This window comes from Bifidobacterium boum (genome assembly GCF_000741535.1).
Taxonomy (GTDB): Bacteria; Actinomycetota; Actinomycetes; order Actinomycetales; family Bifidobacteriaceae; genus Bifidobacterium; species Bifidobacterium boum.
Genome location: NZ_JGYQ01000016.1, coordinates 124,515 through 145,522, shown reverse-complemented (window position 1 = coordinate 145,522; position 21,008 = coordinate 124,515). Strand labels below are relative to the sequence as shown.

Genomic DNA, 21,008 nt, shown 5'->3' with positions numbered 1-21,008 from the left:
TGTTGTCGCTAACCGACGCCCCTTGGCGAGCGGTTGACAACGCACAACTTGAGATAGGATTCCGGCAGACCACATGGAAGGGCATGCGGATCTGCGCATCATCACAGTGAGACGAACGATGAATAACGCAGACGTTGGATGATGACGCAATCACGATGAGTCGACACGATACTGTCGGGCATCGACCCAAATCAGTGTGGTCGGAACAGCCGGTACCTGTTCCGGAATCCGTTTCTTGTGCAATCAACCGATGGCCAGGCACCAAGCCCATGAACCCATCCATCAACCAGCTGACAAGCAGCCCAAGCATAGAGCCCAAGCACAGAAACGAGATATCATGAACATCCACGATTCGCTCACCGACCTCATCGGCAACACCCCGCTCGTCCGTTTGCACCACGTCACTGACGACGTGAAAGCGGATATCGTCGTCAAAGTCGAGTACTTCAACCCGGGCGGCTCGTCCAAGGATCGCATCGCCGAGCGCATCATCAGCGCGGCGGAGGAGTCCGGCCAACTCAAGCCCGGCGGTGTGATTGTGGAGCCGACCAGCGGCAACACGGGTGTCGGCCTCGCCCTGGTCGCCCAGCAGCGCGGCTATCGTACGATTTTCGTCGTGCCCGACAAGGTGTCCGAATCCAAGCGAGCGGTGTTGCGGGCGTATGGCGCCGAAGTCGTCGTCACCCCGACCGATGTCGCACCTGACGACCCGCGTTCCTACTACAACGTGTCCGACCGTCTTGCCGCCACCATCCCCGGCGCGTTCAAGCCGAACCAGTACAGCAACCCGAACGGTCCGCGCAGCCACTATGAGACCACCGGCCCGGAAATCTGGGAGGCGACCGACCACAAGGTCACGCATTTTGTCGCCGGCATCGGCACGGGAGGTACGATTTCCGGCACCGGCCGCTACCTCAAGGAAGTCTCCAACGGGGCCGTGAAGGTCATTGGTGCCGATCCGGAAGGCTCCATCTACTCCAATCCGAATGACGTCCACCAGTACAATATCGAGGGTGTTGGCGAGGACTTCTACCCCGAGGCCTTCGATCGCAACATCACCGACGACATCAAGCAGGTCACCGACGCCGAGGCCTTCGAGATGACCCGCCGCCTGGCCAAGGAGGAAGGCCTGCTGGTCGGCGGTTCCTCCGGCATGGCGGTCGCCGGAGCACTCAAATACGCGCGTGAGAACAATCTGGACGAACATCAGCTGGTCGTCGTGCTGCTGCCGGATTCCGGACGCAGCTATTTGGAGAAGATTTTCAACGACGACTGGATGCGAGCCAACGGCTACGGCGACGTTGTCGACCGTACCAGCAGCCCGTCCATTGCCGAGCAGTACCTGTGATTCCGCTCGCACGTCAGCGATCCGGCAATCAACCGCATATCCGATATCAACCCGTCATCACCAAAACCGATACCGACACGCGGGACAAACCCCGTACAACCATCTAGGCTCATAAGCATCAACCGAAAGGAACCCATCATGTCCGTCGCCTCATTCGAACAGTCCGCCAAGGATTTCGCTGCAACCAAGCTCGCCACACGCGCCATCCACGCCGGCCAGGAGCCCGACCCGATCACCGGTGCTGTCGTCACGCCGATCTACATGACCTCCACCTTCAAGCAGGATGGTGTTGGCGGCCTGCGCAACGGCTATGATTACAGCCGTTCCATCAACCCGACGCGTGACTCTTTCGACGCCCAGCTCGCGGCCATCGAAGGCGCCAAATATGCGCTCGCCTTCTCGTCAGGCCTCGCCGCGATTGACGTGCTGCTGCGTTCCACTTTGAAGCCCGGCGACAGCGTCCTGCTCGGCAACGACGTGTACGGCGGCACCTACCGCCTGCTGTCTAAGGTGTTCGTGCCGTGGGGCGTGAACCTTGACGTGGTCGACATCACCGACACCGCGGCGGTGAGCGCGGCCCTCGAATCCAAGCACTACGAGTGGATCTGGGTGGAGACGCCGAGCAACCCGCTGCTCAACATCACCGATATCGCGGCGACCACCGCGGTCGCGCACGCGCATGGTACGAAGGTTGCCGTCGACAACACCTTCGCGTCCCCGGTGCTGCAGCACCCACTCGATGACGGTGCCGACGTGGTGGTCTACTCGACGACCAAGTACATCGGCGGCCATTCGGATGTGGTCGGCGGTGCGGTCGTACTCAATGACGAGGAGCTGCGCGACAAGGTCGCGTTCCTGCAGAATTCCGCGGGCGCCGTACCGTCGCCGTTCGACTCCTGGCTGGACATCCGTGGCCTGAAGACTTTGGATTTGCGTGTCAAGCAGCATAGCCGCAACGCGCTGAAGATCGCCGAATGGTTCGAGGACCAGCCGCAGATCGAACGTGTCTGGTATCCGGGTCTTGAATCGCATCCGGGTCATGAAATCGCGGCACGCCAGATGCACGGTGGTTTCGGCGGCATGATTTCCGTCCAGTTCAAGGGCGGTCTCGAGGCGGCCAAGCGGTTCGCCGCAGCCACGAAGATCTTCACGCTCGCTGAATCGCTGGGCGGCGTGGAATCCCTGATTGAGCTGCCGGCGGCCATGACCCACGCTTCGGTGTCCGGTACGACGCTTGAGGTTCCGGCGAACCTGGTGCGTCTGTCCGTGGGTATCGAGGATGCCGATGACTTGATCGCCGATCTTGACCAGGCGCTTGACCAAGCCTGATTGCGCTGAGGGTTGCACGACGCCGACGTGTGGCGTCAGGAGAAGCTGACCGGCGGCGATGATTGATGCCGGATGGGGGAGACGCAAGCGGTGGGCGTCCGGATGATACCAGTATCGTTCGGACGCCCACCGTTGTTGTATCGGCGAGGTCGTACAAGTGACGGGTGAACGCACCCGAGCAGGAGGTATCGGGGGGGGGCGTGTGACCATCTCGTCGCATCACACGCCGATACCACCGGAATGCTGACATTATTCCGTGCTATCGGCTTGCCGTGTGGCGTCCCCGGTCGCATCGCCGGCAGATACCGCGGACCATCCCAGGCTGGCACCGTCCAATCGACTTGGCGTGCGACCGTTTCGTCACAGGACAGGCGGAAAGCTTGCCTGTTCCGTGACGCACGGTAGACTCGGAGACTATGACGGCAGGCAATTCGACGACGGGTACGGCAACTCATCCGCATGACGACACGGGGGATGGGATTGCGCCGCCGGCATCGGCACTCGCCGCGCTGAAACAGTATTTCGGCTACGATTCGTTCCGTCCCGGCCAATCCGGACTCGTCAGCGCAATCCTCCAAGGGCGGGACGTGCTCGGCGTCATGCCCACCGGTGCGGGCAAATCCATCTGCTACCAGATCCCCGCCACCCTGCTGCCCGGCCTGACCATCGTCGTCTCCCCGCTGATTTCGCTGATGCGCGACCAGGTGGATGCGCTCCAAGACGCGGGCATTCCCGCAGCGTACGTGAACACCACACAAAGCCCCGACGAGCAGGAAGTCGTACTTTCCCGAGCCGCCCAAGGCTATATCCGTATGCTGTATGTCGCACCGGAACGTTTGGAAACCGGGAGATTCCGCGATTTCGCCACACATACGCGCATTTCATTGGTCACTGTGGATGAGGCGCATTGTGTCTCCCAGTGGGGGCAGGATTTCCGCTCCTCATACTTGGGTATCGGCGAATTCATTGACACGCTGCCGGTCCGTCCGGTTGTCGCCGCGTTCACCGCGACCGCGACCGGCAAAGTCCGCCGCGATATCGTATCGCTGATCCACTTGCACAACCCGCTGGTCACGGTCACCGGATTCGACAGGCCGAACCTGTATTTCGACGTCATTCGCATGGAAACCAAACGCAAGACCGCTTGGATTGCGCACTACGTGGCCATGCACCCCGGCGAATCCGGCATCGTCTACTGCGCTACGCGCAAGGAGACCGAAACGGTGGCAGCTACGCTCAACCAAGCGGTCCCGAACCTGATGGCGGCAGCCGGGGCGCAAACCGGCGCGGATTCCCCGGCAGGCTTGCCGGACGGCCCGATCGCGGCGGCCTACCATGGTGGTATGGCGCCGGAAGACCGGTCGCGCACCCAACGCGATTTCGTCACCGACCGCATGCCGGTTGTCGTGGCCACAAACGCGTTCGGCATGGGCATCGATAAATCCGATGTGCGGTACGTCATCCACCACAATATGCCCGAAAGCATCGAAGCATACTACCAGGAGGCGGGACGCGCCGGGCGTGACGGTGAACCCAGCCGGTGCACGCTCCTGTGGAACGACAGTGATATCGTCACCCGCCGGCGATTACTCGATATGGGCGGCGACAACGAACGCCTCGACCCGGAGGAGCAGCAGGTCGTCCGCGTCTCGAAACGCCGCCTGCTGGACGGGATGATCGGCTACTGCCGCACCACACACTGTTTGCATGACTATATGGTCAGGTATTTCGCCGATTCCGAGGATAGGCAGAACGGCGGCGGATTGGCACGACAAGACGATTCAGGCCGCGCATGCGGGAACTGCTCGAATTGTGATGGCAGTTTCGAAACACTCGACGTCTCCGATATCGCCCGTGCAATCAGCCGGTGCGTCCACGATTTGGGGCAAAGCTACGGTATGGGCAAAATCGTGGCGGTTTTACGCGGGTCCAAAGCTCGGGACCTGCTGGACCGCGGCCTCGACCGCGTTCCCAGTTACGGCATGCTGGGCAATGTTCCCGAAGCGCGCATCCGCGATGTGCTCAACCAGATGAGTGTCGACGGCTTCCTTTCCATCACCGAAGGCCGCCTGCCGATTGTCCAGTTCGGGCCGCTTGCCGCGCAGACGGTATCCCCGGACTTCCACTATGAAATCAAACACGCGCAACGGCATGCTGCCGGACACGCTCGCAGCGTGAACATGGGAGCGACGGACAGTGAATCCGGCCAAAGCGCGGTCCAAGCGCTGCAAGCGCAGGATGCCGCCGAATTCACCGAGGCTGATGAACAGCTGTTCCAGCGGTTGCGCGCACTGCGTCGCAGCATCGCCCAGAAGATCGGCAAGCCGCCGTATATCGTGTTCTCCGACCGTTCGCTACGCGACATGGTCCGACTCAGACCCACCAATGACGAGGAGTTCCTCGAAGTCAGCGGTGTGGGGGAGAGCAAGCTTCGCCAGTATGGCGAGAAGTTCATGGAGGCGATCGCGCAAGATCGGTCATGACCGGCGTGACACGCCGGCGAGCCTCCTACGCCCAGTGGCATGACGGCGATAGCATAGGCGGTGTCGTCACTGAAGACGGCACTTGGAACAAGGCAAGGAGGCTGACATGATGGACAGGCATCTGAAGGAACTGCTCAACGACCAGTTCAACAAGGAGCTGTATTCCGCCTATCTGTACATGGATTTCGCGGATTATTATCACGCCCGTGGCCTGCATGGCTTCGGCAACTGGTACGACGTGCAGGTGCAGGAGGAACGCGACCATGCGATGCTTATGCGCGCATGGATGCTCAAGCGCGGCGAAACCATTGAGCTGCTGCCGATCGCCAAACCCGACAAAACCATTACAGACGATGACGATCCGCTGCACTTCGCGCTCGCTCATGAACAGTATGTCACCGGGCTGATCCATACGCTCCACGATGCCGCAGAGGCGGCCGGGGACACAGACAGCGCGAAGTTCCTCGACTGGTTCGTCAAAGAGCAGGTCGAGGAAGAGGAGAACGCGACCTCGATGATCGAGCGGTACGACAAGGCTGTCGCCGACGGGACGCTCGAAGCGCTGGACACCGAGCTGAAAGGCCGTCGTTGGAAGGCCCCATCACTGCACGTGGACATCTTCTGACCGGTTTGAGCAGCGCAGCGCCTTTCGTCGAGCCGGCTGCTGCCAGCAAAAATCCGCCGCCGAAGCGCATGCGCCCGCGCCACGCTAGCCGGGCATAGCTTTTTCCTATGCCCTATACGCTCTCGCCCGCGGCGGCATACATCCGGGCGGGCTAGACTAGGCATCGGAAAGCGGGTGGTCCGCGTGTGCAACGCAGGCCACCCCGGCATCGAGGAGGTACTATGAGCGATGAATCCAAGCCCACGCAGGACGACAAGCCGGTTGTCGAAAGCTTCCAGCTTGACCACACGAAGGTGAAGGCGCCGTACGTGCGCTACATCGACACCGAAACCGGCCCGAACGGCGATGTGATCTCGAATTACGACCTACGGCTGGTCCAGCCCAACGAGAACGCCATTCCGACCGCCGGCCTGCACACCATCGAGCACACCATCGCGGTGCTGCTGCGCGAACGCATCCCGGGGTATATCGACTGCTCGCCGTTCGGCTGCCGTACCGGATTCCATCTGCTGACCTGGGGCACGCACAGCACGGAGGATGTTGCGCGTGCGCTCAAGGAATCCTTGGAATTCATCGCTTACAAGGCAACTTGGGACGATGTGCCGGCGACCACAATCGAAAGCTGCGGCAACTACCGCGACCACAGCCTGTTCACTGCCAAGGAATGGTGCAAGGACATCCTGGCGAAGGGCATCAGCTCTGATCCGTTCGAACGCAAGGTGGTCTGAGCGGAGGTGTTGCGTGCCGGTATGCTTATCGGCATTCGCGTGAGATAACGGCGGGATGTGTCATCAAGCGGTGACACATCCCGCCGTTGCGATCTCGGCTGGGGATGTTGGATTCGTTTGCTGTGCGTTGCGTGCGCCACGTCACAGATGCCGTGTTATATGCCGTGGTAGGGTTGAGCAGGTTTTATCTACGGCTAGGAGACAGACAATATGGTTGCACGGCGATTCCGGCACGCCACCATGCGCGATTTTCCGGTGATGGAGCAGAACTACGAGCGCGCCCGTGAACTGATGGCCCGCAACGGGAACCCCACCCAATGGGGGCATACCTTCCCGAAACCGGAAGTCGTGCAGGATGATATCATGCGTCATCGCAGCATCCTGTTGGTTGACGGAAGCGGCGCCAATGAGCGGATTCTCGCGCAATTTGCGGCGTGCACAGGTGAGGATCCGACGTACCAAAGCATCGACGGGCATTGGCTGGATGACGACGCGTATGTGACCATCCACCGCATCGCATCGTCGGGATTGATCCGGCATGCGGCTCGCGAATGCTTGGAATGGGCGCTCAAACAGTACGGCAATGTCCGCGCCGACACCCATCCGAACAACAAGGCCATGCAACATGTGCTGGAAGGCTGCGGATTCACTCGGTGCGGGCTGATCCAGCTCATCGATCGGCCGACTGACACCACGCGTATCGCCTATCAGCGTCACGAATGGTGAATCGCCGGCAGGCAGTCTGATGTGGCTGCGGCGCACGCTCCGCGTACCCGGCAGCTGAATCCGACATGCTGGAATGACACCTTGGTGCCATCTGTTGCCTTGATAAGCTTCTGTCGACGCTGAGGGCATGCTCAGCGTCGACAGAAGCTGGATTCAGGTCGCCGATCGCACCTGGCGCTACCGGCGACCTCGGGGATATGCCGCTGACGTCAGGGGTGTTCAGGATTCGAAGGCCACCAGGCTGTCGGATGTATCGCCGGCACTGGTGCCGGCATGATCGCCCGTCTGCGCGCCTGAATCGGCACCGTCAGCTGCGCCGAGTCTCGAATGCTTGCGTCCGTAAGTGAAATACACCAGCAGACCAAGCGCAAACCAGACCACGAACCGCACCCAGGTCTCCCAGTTGAGGCCGGCGATGAGCACGCAGCAGAACACAATCGCCAGAATCGGCGTGACCGGTACGCCCGGGGCACGGAAACCGCGATGGGCGTCCGGCTGGGTTTTGCGCATCCACAGCACGCCCGCCGACACGATGATGAACGCAGACAGCGTACCGATATTCACCAGTTCGAACAGGATATTGATATTGATGAATCCACCCGCGATCGCCGTCAGGATGCCGAAGAACCACGTGCCCTTGAACGGCGTGTGATACTTCTTGTTGACCTCGCCGAAGAACTTCGGGAACAGGCCGTCACGGCTCATCGCATAGCAGATGCGCGACTGGCCGTACAGCTGAACGAGCATCACTGTGGTCATGCCGATCAGCGCGCCGAGATTGACGACGAAGGCCAGCCAGTTGAGCCCGGTGGCGAGGATCACGCCGGCGACCGGGGCGTCCACGAACTTCGCGAACTCCGGGTACTTGACGATACCGGTCATGATGAGCGTCATAATGACATACAGCACGGTCGAGATGATGAGCGAATACAGGATGCCGCGCGGCAGTGTCTTATTCGGCTCGACCGTCTCCTCAGCGGACGAGGATACCGCGTCGAAACCGATGAAACTGAAGAACACAATCGAAGCCGCCGGGATGATACCCATCGGTTTGGTCGACCCCGGTTGGAACGTATACCAGCCGTACGGGGAGAACGGCTTCCAATTCGCCGGGTTCACGTACCACACCGTGCATACGATGAACAGCACGATAATCGCAAGCTTGATCATCACCATGATGTCGTTTGTACGTTTCGTCTGATTGATGCCAATCGACAGCACCCACGTGATGAGCAGCACAATCACGAAACCGGGAAGGTTGAAATACGTGGTGACGCCGGGCGTCGTACCGTACGCCGCGGTCAGCTGAACCGGCAGATGGATGCCGAAACCCTCCAACAGCTTGTTGAAATACCCGCTCCATCCGGCGGACACGGTCGCCGCCTGCAACGCATATTCAAGAATCAGATCCCAGCCGATCATAAAAGCGATGATTTCACCGAACGCCACATAGGCGTACGAATACGCGGAACCGCTGACCGGCACCATCGACGCGAATTCCGCGTAGCACAAGCCGGCGAACCCGCAGCACACCGCCGCAAGCAGGAACGACACGCACAACGCGGGGCCGGCGGTCAACGCGCCCTTGCCAGTGAGCACGAAGATACCGGTGCCGATAATCGCGCCGATACCGAGCATCGTCAGATCGAAGGTCTTCAATGTCCGCTTGAGCGGCGTGGCCTGCGCCACCATGCTTTCAACGGATTTCTTGCGTAACAGATTCATGGTTTCTCTTCCGATAACGCGACGGGATGCGCGTCGCAACGAATGCGGGGAATACGGCGGAACGGCTGAACCAGACCGTCATATCCGGGATTCACATGTTCTCCATCTTTTATAACCGTTCCGCCCGACGCGTCAGAGCGCTGATGCGAACGCTTCCACGATGTGGACAAACGGCCGCCGGGTGAGAAACGCCGGTCGTGAATGTTACCTCCCCGCGCGACAATGGGGACATGACGTTAAGTGCAGTTCCAGCATGGCAGTTTTCCTCGGCGCAAGGCGAAGCGAATTACAAGGCCGCGTTGCGTCAATATCCGGCACAGGCGATTGTCGACCTCGCCGCGATGCGTGACAATATGCGGCATTTGGTGTCTGTGGTCGGCGGACCACAGTCAGGTACAGCCGTCATGGGTGTCGTCAAGGCGGACGCCTACGGCCACGGCCTGATCCCATCCGCCCTCGCAGCGCTTGCGGGAGGCGCCACGTGGCTTGGCACCGCGCAATCGCATGAGGCGCTGCTGTTGCGCAAAGCCGGTATCGGTCCAGATCGCTGCCGCATTCTTACATGGGTCTATAACGGCACGCAAGTCCCGTTCGACGAGCTGATCGCCAACGACATCGACATTTCCGTCGGCTCGCTCGCCGGCATCGACGCGCTCGCCGCTGCCGCGCGCAAGGTAGGCCGTCCGGCGCGCGTCCACGTGAAAGTCGATTCCGGATTCGGCCGTAACGGCTTCACCCCGCAGGGCTTCGGCGCGGCACTGGACAAGCTGGTACCGCTCGCCAAGGAAGGCGTGCTTGAGATTGTCGGCCAGTGGAGTCATCTGGCGGTCGCCGATTCGCCGGATGTACCGGAATTCGTGGACGCGACCGACCAACAGGTCGCCACGTTCAACGAGTTCACCGAGCGGATGCGCCAGGCGGGCATCGCCCCGAAAATCAGGCATCTGGCCAATACCGCGGCCACGCTTGACCGTCCTCAGATCCATTTCGAACTCACCCGGCCGGGCGTCGGTCTGTACGGCTACGAGCCCGATCCGGCGATGGGCACGCCGCAAACCTATCGTCTGAAACCGGCCATGACCCTGCAAGCGCAGCTCGGCACCGTCAAGGATGTGGAATCCGGTCACGGCATCTCCTACGGACGCACATACCTGACCCCGCAATCCACCAGCACCGCGATCGTACCGGTCGGCTACGCGGACGGCATCCACCGTTCCGCCTCCGGATTCGATATGCAGGGCGCCAAGCATGTCACCAAGCTTGGCGGTCCGGTGCGCGTTATGACCGAACAGGGGCCGAAGCTCCTGCGCGTCTCCGGACGCGTGTGCATGGACCAGTTCATCCTCGACTTGCATGGCAGCGCGGCCGAAATGGGCGTCCATGAGGGCGATACCGTCGAACTGTTCGGCCCGGGCAGGGGAGAGGACTACGCTGAGCCGACTGCGGACGACTGGGCGCGCGCGGCGGACACCATCAGCTACGAGATCTTCACCTGCCTGCGCAACCGCATCCCGCGCCTGTACCTGCACGCGCCCGAGGTGCTGCCGCCTGAGGATTTGGCGAAACTCGATCCAGCGAGCATTCTGTAGCCTTGATACGCCGGCCGTGTGCGGATGGCATACCATCATCCGCACACGGTGTAACCAGCAGCGGGGTGATAAGAAAGGACGAGCATGACGACCACCACCGACGGCGAGCGCGTCCTCGCCGCCGAAGGATATACTGCGGCGGATGAAGAGCGTTGGGTCGCCGAACCGCCGAAATCCCCGTCGCGCACGGCGTTCCAGCGGGATCGGGCGCGCCTGATCCATTCGTCGGCCTTGCGTCGTCTGGGCGGCAAAAGCCAGATCCTTGTCGCCGGAACCGATGATTTCGCCCGCACACGGTTGACCCACACGCTGGAGGTCGCCCAGATCGGCCGGCAAATCGGTGCTCTGCTCGGCTGCGATCCCGATGTGGTGGATTGCGCGTGTCTGGCGCACGATCTGGGACATCCGCCATTCGGGCACAATGGTGAACGCGCGCTGGCGGCGATCGCACAAGACATCGGTGGGTTCGAAGGCAACGCGCAAACCTTGAGACTGTTGACGCGACTCGAGCCGAAAGTGTTTCACCCTGACGGCCGGTCCGCCGGCGTCAATCTGACACGTGCGGCATTGGACGCTGCGGTGAAATACCCGTGGACGCTTCGCGAGGCGGCCGCACACCCCAAGGGGGAGCGCAGCGTGAAATTCGGCGTCTACCCGGATGACGAACCGGTGTTCCGCTGGCTCAAACAAGGGACGCCCGAGGTGTCGTCCTTGTTGCGCACGCCGATGGAATGCCAGGTCATGGACTTGTCGGATGACATCGCGTACAGCGTGCACGATATCGAGGATGCGATTGCGACGGGCACGTTGAATCCGGTGGCGCTCGCGGACAATCGGGTGATTGATCAGGTGGTCGAATCGGCGCGCGCTTGGTATGGGCGGCAGTGGGACCCTGACCTGCTGCTGGCAGCGGTGCTCAGGCTGCGTGACGGGAAACTGTTGCCGGGGCGGTTTGACGGGTCTCGTCAGGCGTTGGCGCAGTTGAAGAACATGACTAGCGCGTTGATCGGGCGGTTTGCTGATTCAGTGGAATCGGCGACACGGCAGCGGTACGGTACCGGTCCGTTGACCCGATATGCGGCGCAGGTGGTGGTGCCTGACCGGACTTGCTACGAGATTTTGGCGCTCAAAGGGATGTCTGTGTATTTTGTCATGGCGCCACGCGAGCGTGAGCCGTTCCATGAGCAGGAGCAGCGGATCGTCACCGATCTGGTGGACGTGTTGATGGCGGATTCGCCGAAACCGAGCGATGCGTTGGAAACGGTGTTCCTTGATGATTGGCGGCAGGCGTCTAATGATGGGGAGCGGCTGCGCGTGGCCATCGATCAGGTGGCGAGCCTGACGGATGGCTCGGCGGCGACCTTGCACTCGATCCTGTGCTGAGTGCCGACTCGGACACGCGGGAACAATGTATCGGTGCGTGCTGTGACGGTTTGGCCGCATGGCTGGCTGGTATCGGTCGGTGGCCGGCGTAGATCGGCGGTATCCGAGTGCGGTGTGACTGGTTGATCACACAAGGGGCATATAACTCGGGCTGCAGTAGTGGTTTGGCGGGTATCTGTCTGCGGTGTGACTATGCAGTCGCATGGCGGTTAGATTGTTGTCCTATGGAGGATCTGGATGGAGATATCCGCCTGCGGTGCGACTGTTGAGTTGCATAGCGGGCTGGTATCGAGCGATTGAGTGGCGTGAGTCGTCAGTATCGGCCTGCGGTGCGACATCATCATCGCATGGCACGCTGTTTTCTGTCGGCGCACGCCGCTGAACAGTCCTCGGGTTAGCATGGAACCTATGCCCGGGATGATCAAGAAAGAAGACGTAGAGAAGGTGCGCGCCGCCGCGGACCTGTACGATATCGTATCCGCTTCCGTCACGCTCAAGCCCTCGGGCACCGGCACCTATGTCGGCCTATGCCCCTTTCATGACGAGAAGACCCCGAGTTTCAACGTCCGCCCGTCCTTGGGCGTCTGGCACTGCTTCGGCTGCGGTCTGGGCGGCGACGTGTTCGGTTTCGTGGAGCAGCAGGAGAACATCGACTTCCGTGAAGCGGTCGAACTGCTCGCCGACAAATACCACATCGAACTGCACTACGACCAAGGCTCACGCCAAGGCGAACATGCCGGGTCGAAACGCGCGCGTCTGCTCGAAGCAAACGAGGAAGCCCAACGGTTCTTCACCTCGCAGATCATGAGCAAGGAGGCGCTCGCCGCACGTAAACTGCTCGGCGGACGCAATTTCAGCCAAGCCGATTGCGAACGTTTCGGCTGCGGCTACGCCCCGCAAGGCTGGGACAATCTCGTGCGTCACCTGGCGGACAAAGGCTTCACCCAACAGGAGATGCTGGATGCCGGCCTCGCTCGCCGTGGCCAGCATGGTATTTATGACTATTTCCGCGGCCGGGCCACATGGCCGATCCGCGATTCGACCGGCCGTACGCTCGGCTTCGGTGCGCGCAAACTGTATGACGACGACACCATCGCAGCGAAGTACATCAACACCCCAGACACCCAGCTATACCGTAAAACACAAGTGCTCTACGGCATCGACCTGGCGAAATCGTCGATTGTCAAGCATCGCCAGGCGGTGATCGTCGAAGGGTATACGGATGTCATGGCCTGTCATCTGGCAGGTATCGACACGGCGGTCGCCACATGCGGCACCGCGTTCGGTGCGGATCACGCGAAAATCATCCGCCGTCTGATCGCGGATGATTCGCTTGGCGCAGTCCAACTGGTCGGGCCGCTCAAGGTCGAAGGACAGTCGCTCAGCTCGCGTGTCGTGTTCACGTTTGACGGGGACGCTGCAGGCCAGAAGGCCGCGCTGCATGCGTTCGGATTGGATTCCGCGTTCCTGTCGCAGACTTTCGTCGCCGTCGCCGATGACAATCTCGACCCGTGCGATCTGCGCATCCAGCGCGGCAACGAGGCGGTGCGCGCGCTGATTGACAGTGCCCGCCCGCTGTACGATTTCGTCATCGACACGGCGATTGACCGTTTCGACACCCAGTACGCCACCGGGCAGATGGGTGCAGTGAAAGCCGCAGCGCCGCTGATCGCGCAGATTCGTGACCGTTCGCTGCTGGACCTCTACACCCGCAAGGCGACCCGCCGTATCGGCGTTGACCTTGATATCATGCAGCGTGAAGTCAAGCAGGCCAGACGGCAGTATAACGTGCGCGACGAGGATGTGTACGCGCCCCGTCGGCGTCAGCAGGTGCGTGTCGAGGAGCGGTCGGACCGCGAGAATCCGTATGCGAATCCGGCCCGCAGGCGGGAACTTGAACACCGCGATGCGGCCAGTCAAACGTATTTCCACATTGACGACGCGGTATTCATCTGCGAGCAGCAGTTCATGGCGACGCTCATCCAGATTCCGCGGGCCATCGACCGCGAATGGTTCGCCCAACTGACTTTGGCGAATTTCATGACCCCCGTATTCCGCACGCTGTTCCAAGCGATCGCCGCGGCAGGTGGATTGCCGACGGATGACACCCCGCAGGGCTTGTGGATACACAACCTGACCAAGGCGGGCGGGCCGATGCTCCAATCGGTGATTGACGAGCTCGCCGTGATGCCCTTGCCGTTGCCGACACCGCCGAACCAGCAGTCAGCACCCGGGACAGGTGACAGTCAAGGTGCTGGCGCTGCCGGGACTCCCGGAGTCGCCGACGTCCAGCTGCGGGAGCCGACCCAGGGGGAGCGCCAGTATGCGTCCGAACTGTTGGCCCGTCTGCTTGATATCGGTTACATGCGCAGAATCGGCGCGGCCAGACGCCGTATGGCCCAGCTGCCGGACGGCGAGGAGAAAATCGTGCTGCTCGGCAGCATCACCACGCTTGAAACCGCGCGCAAGGACCTTCAGGCGCAGGTGTACAACAACACGGTCGGGTAGCCTGGGGCAGAACGACGCTCCTTACGCGTCGTATTCCCCGCTCGGCCCGATTGTCAGTGCGTCATCATGCGTGCGCCCGCTGTGGATGGCCTCGTTCATCGCACGGATTTCGTCCATATCCACCGCATATGCTTTGCCGTCCAGCTCCTTGACCGGAACCACCCAGCCGCCGTGCGTCATATACAACGCGTCCGCATCCCGCAGCTCGTCAACCGGCAGCTTGCAGTACGCGGTCCGCTTGCCTTCCTCAAGTGCCCACGCGAACAGTTCGCGTTGCGATGTGCCGTTGAGGATACCGATGCGCGGGTCGGGCGTGACGTACGTATCCCCGTATCGTGCGACGATGCTGCTGTTGGGACATTCCAACGTATACCCGTCGGTTGTGGTGGTGACCGCGTCGCCGACCCCGCGGCGGTCGCATTCCCGGTGCATCGCCTGATTAACCGCATAACTCAGGGTTTTCGCGCCGTTGAGCAGCCACGGCGCTTTCGACGTGATATCCGACGGATATCCGCGGGTGAGCGTCGCCATGGTAATCGGCTCAATGCTGTGCCCGGTGCCCAAGCCGTCAAGGAAAATCCACACGCTCGGCAGCAATGGGCCGTTGCCTGAACGTTCCGCTTCAACCCCGATGCCCGTGGTCGGGTCTAGCCCGCGCGAGACGAGAATGCGCAGCATCGGCGCTTCTTCGGCCCCGTCGTAGGCGTCGATTACCCCTTGACAGGCGTCGGTGAACGCGTCGACATCAGGTTCGGGCATATCAACCAGTGCGGCGGAATGGGCGAGCCGTTTGAGATGGTTTTCCAAGGATACGGGGAATCCGTCGTAGACCGTGGTCGCCTCGAAGATCCCGTCGCCGCGCAATACGCTCAAATCAAAGGCCGAAGCGCAATCATCATGCGCGTCAATGATGGTGACCGCGTCCCCGCCGCCGTTATCCAACCCCTTGAACAATACCGATGCGTTTCCTACCCCGAGTACGACTGCGCTCATGGAATGACTCCTCTCGTGTTTGCTTGCCGTGATGGCCTTGGTGGTCTCGCGGCCCTGCCGCCGGTGTGCCCCGCGGCCGACGCGTCGTGGCTGAGCCACCGCGTCGTCGAACGAGCCTCACGTTATTCCGCGCGTATTTCACGGATCGCACGGGCGGGGCATGCCCGTAATCCGCCGGTCACAAGTTGGTGATCTTCCTCGTTGTTGCGTGAAATCAGGGTTTAACGCGCCGAACTTAGCGTGTGGACGAAAGGGAGGTTCCTATGGGTTCGTTGATGTCCGGCGTTGCACCGGTTGAACACAATACGCAAGGTATTGCGCCCGTACTGGACGCGAATACGACGCCACAAGAGGCGCGTGAGGCGTTCCGACGCGGCGTGGTGCGCCCGACCTGCGGTATCGCACGCGGTTTCGCCCAGGCGAATATGATCGCGTTGCCGCGTGAATACGCGTTTGATTTCCTGCTGTTCACCCAACGCAACCCCAAGCCCTGCCCGATTCTTGAAGTCCTTGATCCCGGCAATCCCAAGCCTTCCATCGCCGCCGGTAGCGACATCCGTACGGATATTCCGCTGTACCGCGTCTGGGAGCACGGCGAGCTGGTGGACACGTGCAGCGATATCACCGATATCTGGGCACGGCATGATGATCTGGTCACGTTTCTGATCGGATGCAGTTTCACCTTCGAATTCCCGTTGATGGAGGCCGGTATTCCGGTGCATCATATCGAGGCGGGACGTAACGTGCCGATGTATGACACGTCAATCGCCTGCAAACCTGCAGGACGGTTCAGTTCGACGATGGTGGTGTCGATGCGCGGCATCCAACCGGACCGGATTGCGGACGCCGTGCGGATCTCTGGCTACTATCCGAGCGTTCACGGGGCGCCCGTATGGGTGGGCGAGCCCGAAGGCATCGGGATTCCGGATTTGCAGCACCCCGATTATGGGGACCCGCCGATTATGAAGGACGGTGACATCCCCGTGTTCTGGGCGTGCGGGGTGACCCCGCAGGCGGCGGTGATGGCGTCGCAACCGTCGTTCGCAATCACGCACGCGCCCGGGCACATGTTCCTCACGGATATTCCCGACCGCAGTTTCATGGTGTGACTCGCGTCGGTGCAAATACATCAATACCGATGGCGTGCGATGCGGAAGATATGAGATATCGAAAAGCAGAAAACAGCGGGAGCGGGGAACAACAATGACGGGAATAGACCTCAACAGCGATATGGGCGAAAGCTTCGGCCGGTGGACGCTCGGCGACGACACGGCGCTGCTCGGCGTGGTATCGAGCGCGAATGTGGCGTGCGGCTTCCATGCGGGCGACCCGGCTGGAATGCTGCGCACGGTCGGCTACGCGGCGGCGCACGGCGTAACGGTCGGTGCGCATGTGGCGTACCGCGATCTTGCCGGGTTCGGCCGGCGGTATGTCGATGAGACGCCTGAAGATCTCGCCGCCGACGTCATCTACCAGATTGGCGCGTTGGAAGGGATCGCGGCGGCAGCTGGAACACAAGTGAAGTATGTCAAACCGCATGGGGCGCTGTACAACCGGATTGCGATTGACGAACGGCATGCCGCAGCCGTGGTCGAGGCAATCAAGGCCGTTGATCCGTCGCTCGCCTTGCTCACCCTGCCCGGTTCGGTGGTCGGCCGGCTTGCCGAGGATGCGGGACTTCGCGTATTCCGTGAGGCGTTTGCCGACCGCGCCTACACGCCGGACGGTCATCTGGTCTCACGACGTGAGCCGGGCGCGGTCATCACCGACCCGGAACAGGTGACCGCGCGGGTGCTGCGCATGGTCGAGGACGGTACGGTGACGGCGATTGACGGCAGCATTGTCCGCCTGCATGCGGATTCGGTGTGCGTGCACGGCGATTCGCCGGGGGCGGTGGCCATGGCGACGGCGGTGCGCAAGGCGTTGGAACATGCCGGGATTGCAGTACGCTCGTTTGCGGCGTGTGACGGCTCATCGCCATCAGTGTCCACGGAAGCCGCGAAATCATGAGACGGATATTGCCGGCAGGCCAGGACGCGTTGCTTGTGGAGACCGGGGATTTGCACTATGCGCTCGGCCTGTATCACGCCATCGGCGAAGCCGTGGCGGACGCCGCATCGTTAGGCGTACCGTCCAAGGTGTTCGCTGCGATTACCGAACTCGTTCCAGCCGCGCAGACCGTGCTCGTGCGGTTCAATCCGCGCAGGATCCGTGCAGCTTCGCTTGCCGAAGCGATCATGGCACTGCCTGATACCCCCGATCAGGCTCAAGAGCATCGGACGGTGACCGTGCCCGTCATCTACGACGGCGAGGATCTTGAGGCCGTGGCGCAGCTGCTTGGTATCGGCGCCGACGAGGTGGTCGCCCGGCATACCGGCACCGCGTGGACGGCCGCATTCGGCGGATTCGCCCCCGGATTCACATATCTGGTGGATGGCGACCCGATATTCGACGTGCCGCGCCGCGCAACGCCACGGTTGAGTGTGCCTTCCGGCGCGGTCGGTCTTGCCGGGCGGTTCAGCGGCGTCTACCCGCGCGAAAGCTCCGGCGGATGGCAGCTGATCGGGCACACGGCCATGCCGATGTGGGATGCACACGCCGACCCGCCCGCGGCCATCATGCCCGGCGACCGTGTGATGTTCCACGCCGAGCGCGATCAGACGGTCATGACTGATATTGCGCGCCAACGCCGGATGCTGTCGGACCGCGATATCCGGGCGAATGCCGGGAACTCCGGTAGCGGTTTGGGGCCAATGACATGTGACCACGGCCTGCGTGTCATCCGCCCCGGCCTGCTCGCGCTGTTCGAAGACCAGGGCAGGCGCGCCTCGGCCATGGGCGTCGCCGGATCGGGGGCGTGCGATATGCCCGCCTACCGCCTGGCCAATATGCTTGTCGGTAATCCGCCGGACGCGCTCGCCATCGAACTGACCGCAGGCGATGCCGCGTTCACCGCGATAGGGAATGTGGTGGTCGCCGTTACGGGAGCCCCAGTCGATTTGTGTATCACCGGAAATGCCACGTCAGGTGCCGATCCGGGCCACACGACCATCCGGCAAAGCCTGCACCGGCAGGAAGCCATCATCCTCCACGACGGCGAAACCCTGACCATAGGCATGCCGCACGCGGGATTACGTGATTATCTCGCCATTCGAGGCGGATTCATAGCCCCGATGACACTCGGCAGCGCTTCGCGGGACACTATGTCCGGCATCGGACCGGCCCCCTTGGCCGCAGGCGACACGCTCATCGCCGGAACCCCGGATTCGTTACGAAGCGTAGGGCGGCCGTGCAAATGGAACGGGCACCTGCCAACCAGCACCATGCACCATGCCGGTCCGGAGGCGATCGGCAGCGCCAATCATCCAATCTGGCTCGATGTCATGCTCGGCCCGCATGACGACTGGTTCACGCCGGCCGCCATCGGCACGCTGTTCGACACCACATGGCAGGTCACCGCACAATCCAACCGTACCGGGCTGAGGCTCAACGGCCCGCAGCCCCTGGAACGCGAAGATACGCGGGAACTGCCCAGCGAAGGCATGGTCCCCGGCTCGCTCGAAGTGCCCGGAAACGGGCAGCCCGTGCTGTTTCTGCGCGATCAGCCGGTCACCGGCGGCTATCCGATCATCGCCGTACTGACACTTGATGCGCTCGCGTTAGCGGCGCAACTGCCGCCGGGCGCGTCCATCCGGTTCCGCAAAGCCGAGGAGAGTGCAATGGCGGCACCGGAAAGCCAAGACGTATCCCACGCTGATGAACACGATGGAAAGGAGTCCCGATGAAGCGCATCCTGGTCGCCAATCGCGGGGAAATCGCCGTACGAATCATCCACGCCTGCCATGATCTGGGATTGGAAGCGGTCGCCGTCTACGCGGACGATGACGCCGACGCGCTGTTCGTCCAGCTCGCCGATGAGGCCATCGCCCTGCACGGGGCGACACCGGCGGAAACCTACCTGAACATCCCGGCACTGCTCAAGGCAGCGGCAAGCGGACACGCGGACGCCGTTCATCCGGGGTACGGATTCCTATCAGAGAACGCAGATTTCGCGCAGGCGGTCCAGGATGCCGGGTTGACATGGATCGGCCCATCACCGCAGACCATCCGCAGGCTCGGAGACAAAGTCCAGGCGCGTGCCGTCGCCGCGAAAGTCGGCGCACCCATGGCCCCCGGCACCACGCAACCGGTCAAGGACGCGCAGGAAGCCGCCGCATTCGCGCGTCAACACGGTCTGCCGATTGTCATCAAAGCGGTGCACGGCGGGGGAGGCCGCGGCATGAAAGTCGTGCGCGACCTCGATAGCGTCGAACCTGCCTTCGATTCCGCCGTCCACGAGGCCGAAGTCGCGTTCGGCAACGGGGAGTGCTTCATCGAAAGGTTCCTCGACCATCCGCGTCACGTCGAAGTTCAGGTACTCGGCGACACGTATGGCGGGGTCATCGCCGTCGGTACCAGGGACTGCTCGCTTCAGCGGCGCAACCAGAAGCTTATCGAGGAGGCTCCGGCGCCCTTCCTGACCGGCAGCATCACGCAACGGCTTGAGGATGCGGCCGTGGCGATCTGCTCCGAAGTCGGGTATGTGGGTGCCGGAACCGTGGAATTCCTCGTTGCTCCGGACGGCACGCTCTCGTTCATGGAAGTCAACACGCGCATCCAGGTCGAGCACCCGGTCACCGAAATGACCAGCGGCATCGACCTCGTGGCATGGCAACTGCGTATCGCCGCGGGCGCGTCAATCGCTGCGCTCAAACCGGCGCACGACGGGCACGCGATGGAATTCCGCCTCAACGCGGAAGACCCGTCGCTCGGATTCGCGCCATTCCCCGGGCGTATCACTGCGCTGAGGGCGCCCAGCGGGCCGGGCATACGCTTCGACACCGGCGTGCAAACCGGTTCGATTGTCTCCGATCATTTCGATTCCATGCTCGCCAAACTCATCGTGCACGCCACCACGCGCGAGGAATGTCTGCAACGGGCGCGGCGGGCGCTCGCCGAACTGCGCATCGACGGCGTGCCCACGGTCGTGCCCTTCGACCGGGCCGTGCTCGCGGACCCTGATTTCACAGCGGAACATGGGTTCCACATCTACACGCGGTGGATCGAGGAGGTGCTGCTCAAGCGGCTTGACCCCGAACAGCTCAAGCCCGATGGTGCATCGGTACGTTTCGACGACGCCGATACCGGATTGCATCGTACGTGGATCGAATGGGATGGCCGCCGTGTGGAGGTCGGATTGCCGGCCGGTCTGGTCTCCTCGCTTGGGGCGGCGGGGGCGGCCGGCGATGAAACATCGCACGATGGCGGCGTGGGGGAGACAGCCGCGCATGATGCCGGGGATATCCTCGCCTCGATTACCGGCACGGTGGCGCGTTGGCTGGTCGATGACGGCGCTGAAGTCGGCGCGGGCACGCCGGTTGTCGTGCTGGAAGCCATGAAGATGGAAATCCAGGTTACGGCCCCGATTGGCGGTGTGGTCCATATTGCCGCGCAGCCGGGCGACAGCGCGAGATCCGGAAGCGTGCTGGGGCATATCGAATCGTGAGACAAGACATGAGACAAATACGTGAA

The 21,008-nt window shown here is 62.0% G+C and carries 15 protein-coding genes; 13 read left to right on the top strand and 2 right to left on the bottom strand.

The window, feature by feature from the left end; translation table 11 throughout:
• The first annotated feature begins 337 nt into the window (after nucleotides 1-337).
• The 6 genes from BBOU_RS06465 to BBOU_RS06440 all read left to right on the top strand — a co-directional run bounded on the left by BBOU_RS06465 (nucleotide 338) and on the right by BBOU_RS06440 (nucleotide 7,239).
• On the top strand, nucleotides 338-1,348 hold the full coding sequence (locus tag BBOU_RS06465; protein ID WP_026502249.1) for a cystathionine beta-synthase: 1,011 nt from the start codon (nucleotides 338-340) through the stop codon (nucleotides 1,346-1,348).
• Nucleotides 1,349-1,486: 138 nt separating this feature from the next.
• Nucleotides 1,487-2,677, top strand: a complete 1,191-nt coding sequence (locus tag BBOU_RS06460; protein WP_026502248.1) for a cystathionine gamma-synthase — start codon at nucleotides 1,487-1,489, stop codon at nucleotides 2,675-2,677.
• A 416-nt stretch (nucleotides 2,678-3,093) separates the two neighbouring features.
• On the top strand, nucleotides 3,094-5,160 hold the full coding sequence (locus BBOU_RS06455) for a RecQ family ATP-dependent DNA helicase (protein ID WP_081815430.1): 2,067 nt from the start codon (nucleotides 3,094-3,096) through the stop codon (nucleotides 5,158-5,160).
• Between the two features lie 106 nt (nucleotides 5,161-5,266).
• Nucleotides 5,267-5,785, top strand: coding sequence for a ferritin (locus tag BBOU_RS06450; RefSeq protein WP_026502246.1), 519 nt, complete (start codon nucleotides 5,267-5,269; stop codon nucleotides 5,783-5,785).
• Nucleotides 5,786-6,006: 221 nt separating this feature from the next.
• A complete protein-coding gene (locus BBOU_RS06445) occupies nucleotides 6,007-6,513 on the top strand; it encodes an S-ribosylhomocysteine lyase (RefSeq protein WP_026502245.1) in 507 nt (168 codons plus the stop codon).
• A 210-nt stretch (nucleotides 6,514-6,723) separates the two neighbouring features.
• Nucleotides 6,724-7,239 (top strand): GNAT family N-acetyltransferase, encoded by a 516-nt coding sequence (locus BBOU_RS06440; RefSeq protein ID WP_026502244.1) that lies wholly within the window; start codon nucleotides 6,724-6,726, stop codon nucleotides 7,237-7,239.
• A gap of 219 nt (nucleotides 7,240-7,458) precedes the next feature.
• Here the strand turns inward: BBOU_RS06440 and BBOU_RS06435 are convergent, their stop codons facing one another.
• Complete coding sequence (locus tag BBOU_RS06435; protein WP_026502243.1) at nucleotides 7,459-8,964, bottom strand: APC family permease; 1,506 nt, start codon at nucleotides 8,962-8,964, stop codon at nucleotides 7,459-7,461.
• A gap of 230 nt (nucleotides 8,965-9,194) precedes the next feature.
• Between BBOU_RS06435 and alr the strand changes: the two genes are divergently transcribed.
• From alr to dnaG, 3 genes are all read left to right on the top strand, one after another.
• The gene (gene alr, locus BBOU_RS06430; protein ID WP_026502242.1) at nucleotides 9,195-10,553 is read left to right on the top strand and encodes an alanine racemase; all 1,359 of its coding nucleotides are present in this window, start codon (nucleotides 9,195-9,197) and stop codon (nucleotides 10,551-10,553) included.
• An 84-nt stretch (nucleotides 10,554-10,637) separates the two neighbouring features.
• Nucleotides 10,638-11,936, top strand: coding sequence for a deoxyguanosinetriphosphate triphosphohydrolase (locus BBOU_RS06425; protein WP_026502241.1), 1,299 nt, complete (start codon nucleotides 10,638-10,640; stop codon nucleotides 11,934-11,936).
• 408 nt (nucleotides 11,937-12,344) lie between these two features.
• A complete protein-coding gene (gene dnaG, locus BBOU_RS06420; protein ID WP_026502240.1) occupies nucleotides 12,345-14,444 on the top strand; it encodes a DNA primase in 2,100 nt (699 codons plus the stop codon).
• Between the two features lie 21 nt (nucleotides 14,445-14,465).
• Here dnaG and BBOU_RS06415 read toward each other — a convergent pair whose 3' ends face one another.
• On the bottom strand, nucleotides 14,466-15,437 hold the full coding sequence (locus tag BBOU_RS06415) for an aminodeoxychorismate lyase (RefSeq protein WP_015450751.1): 972 nt from the start codon (nucleotides 15,435-15,437) through the stop codon (nucleotides 14,466-14,468).
• 275 nt (nucleotides 15,438-15,712) lie between these two features.
• Between BBOU_RS06415 and BBOU_RS06410 the strand changes: the two genes are divergently transcribed.
• The 4 genes from BBOU_RS06410 (at nucleotide 15,713) to BBOU_RS06395 (ending at nucleotide 20,982) form a co-directional block, all read left to right on the top strand.
• A complete protein-coding gene (locus BBOU_RS06410) occupies nucleotides 15,713-16,546 on the top strand; it encodes a putative hydro-lyase (protein ID WP_051616606.1) in 834 nt (277 codons plus the stop codon).
• 94 nt (nucleotides 16,547-16,640) lie between these two features.
• Entirely contained in the window at nucleotides 16,641-17,447 is an 807-nt protein-coding gene (locus tag BBOU_RS06405) for a LamB/YcsF family protein (RefSeq protein ID WP_026502238.1), read from the top strand.
• Nucleotides 17,444-19,222, top strand: coding sequence for a 5-oxoprolinase subunit B/C family protein (locus BBOU_RS06400; protein WP_026502237.1), 1,779 nt, complete (start codon nucleotides 17,444-17,446; stop codon nucleotides 19,220-19,222). The genes BBOU_RS06405 and BBOU_RS06400 overlap by 4 nt, the downstream gene beginning before the upstream one ends.
• Complete coding sequence (locus BBOU_RS06395) at nucleotides 19,219-20,982, top strand: acetyl/propionyl/methylcrotonyl-CoA carboxylase subunit alpha (protein ID WP_026502236.1); 1,764 nt, start codon at nucleotides 19,219-19,221, stop codon at nucleotides 20,980-20,982. Before BBOU_RS06400 ends, BBOU_RS06395 begins: the two co-directional genes overlap by 4 nt.
• The last annotated feature ends 26 nt before the right edge of the window (nucleotides 20,983-21,008 follow it).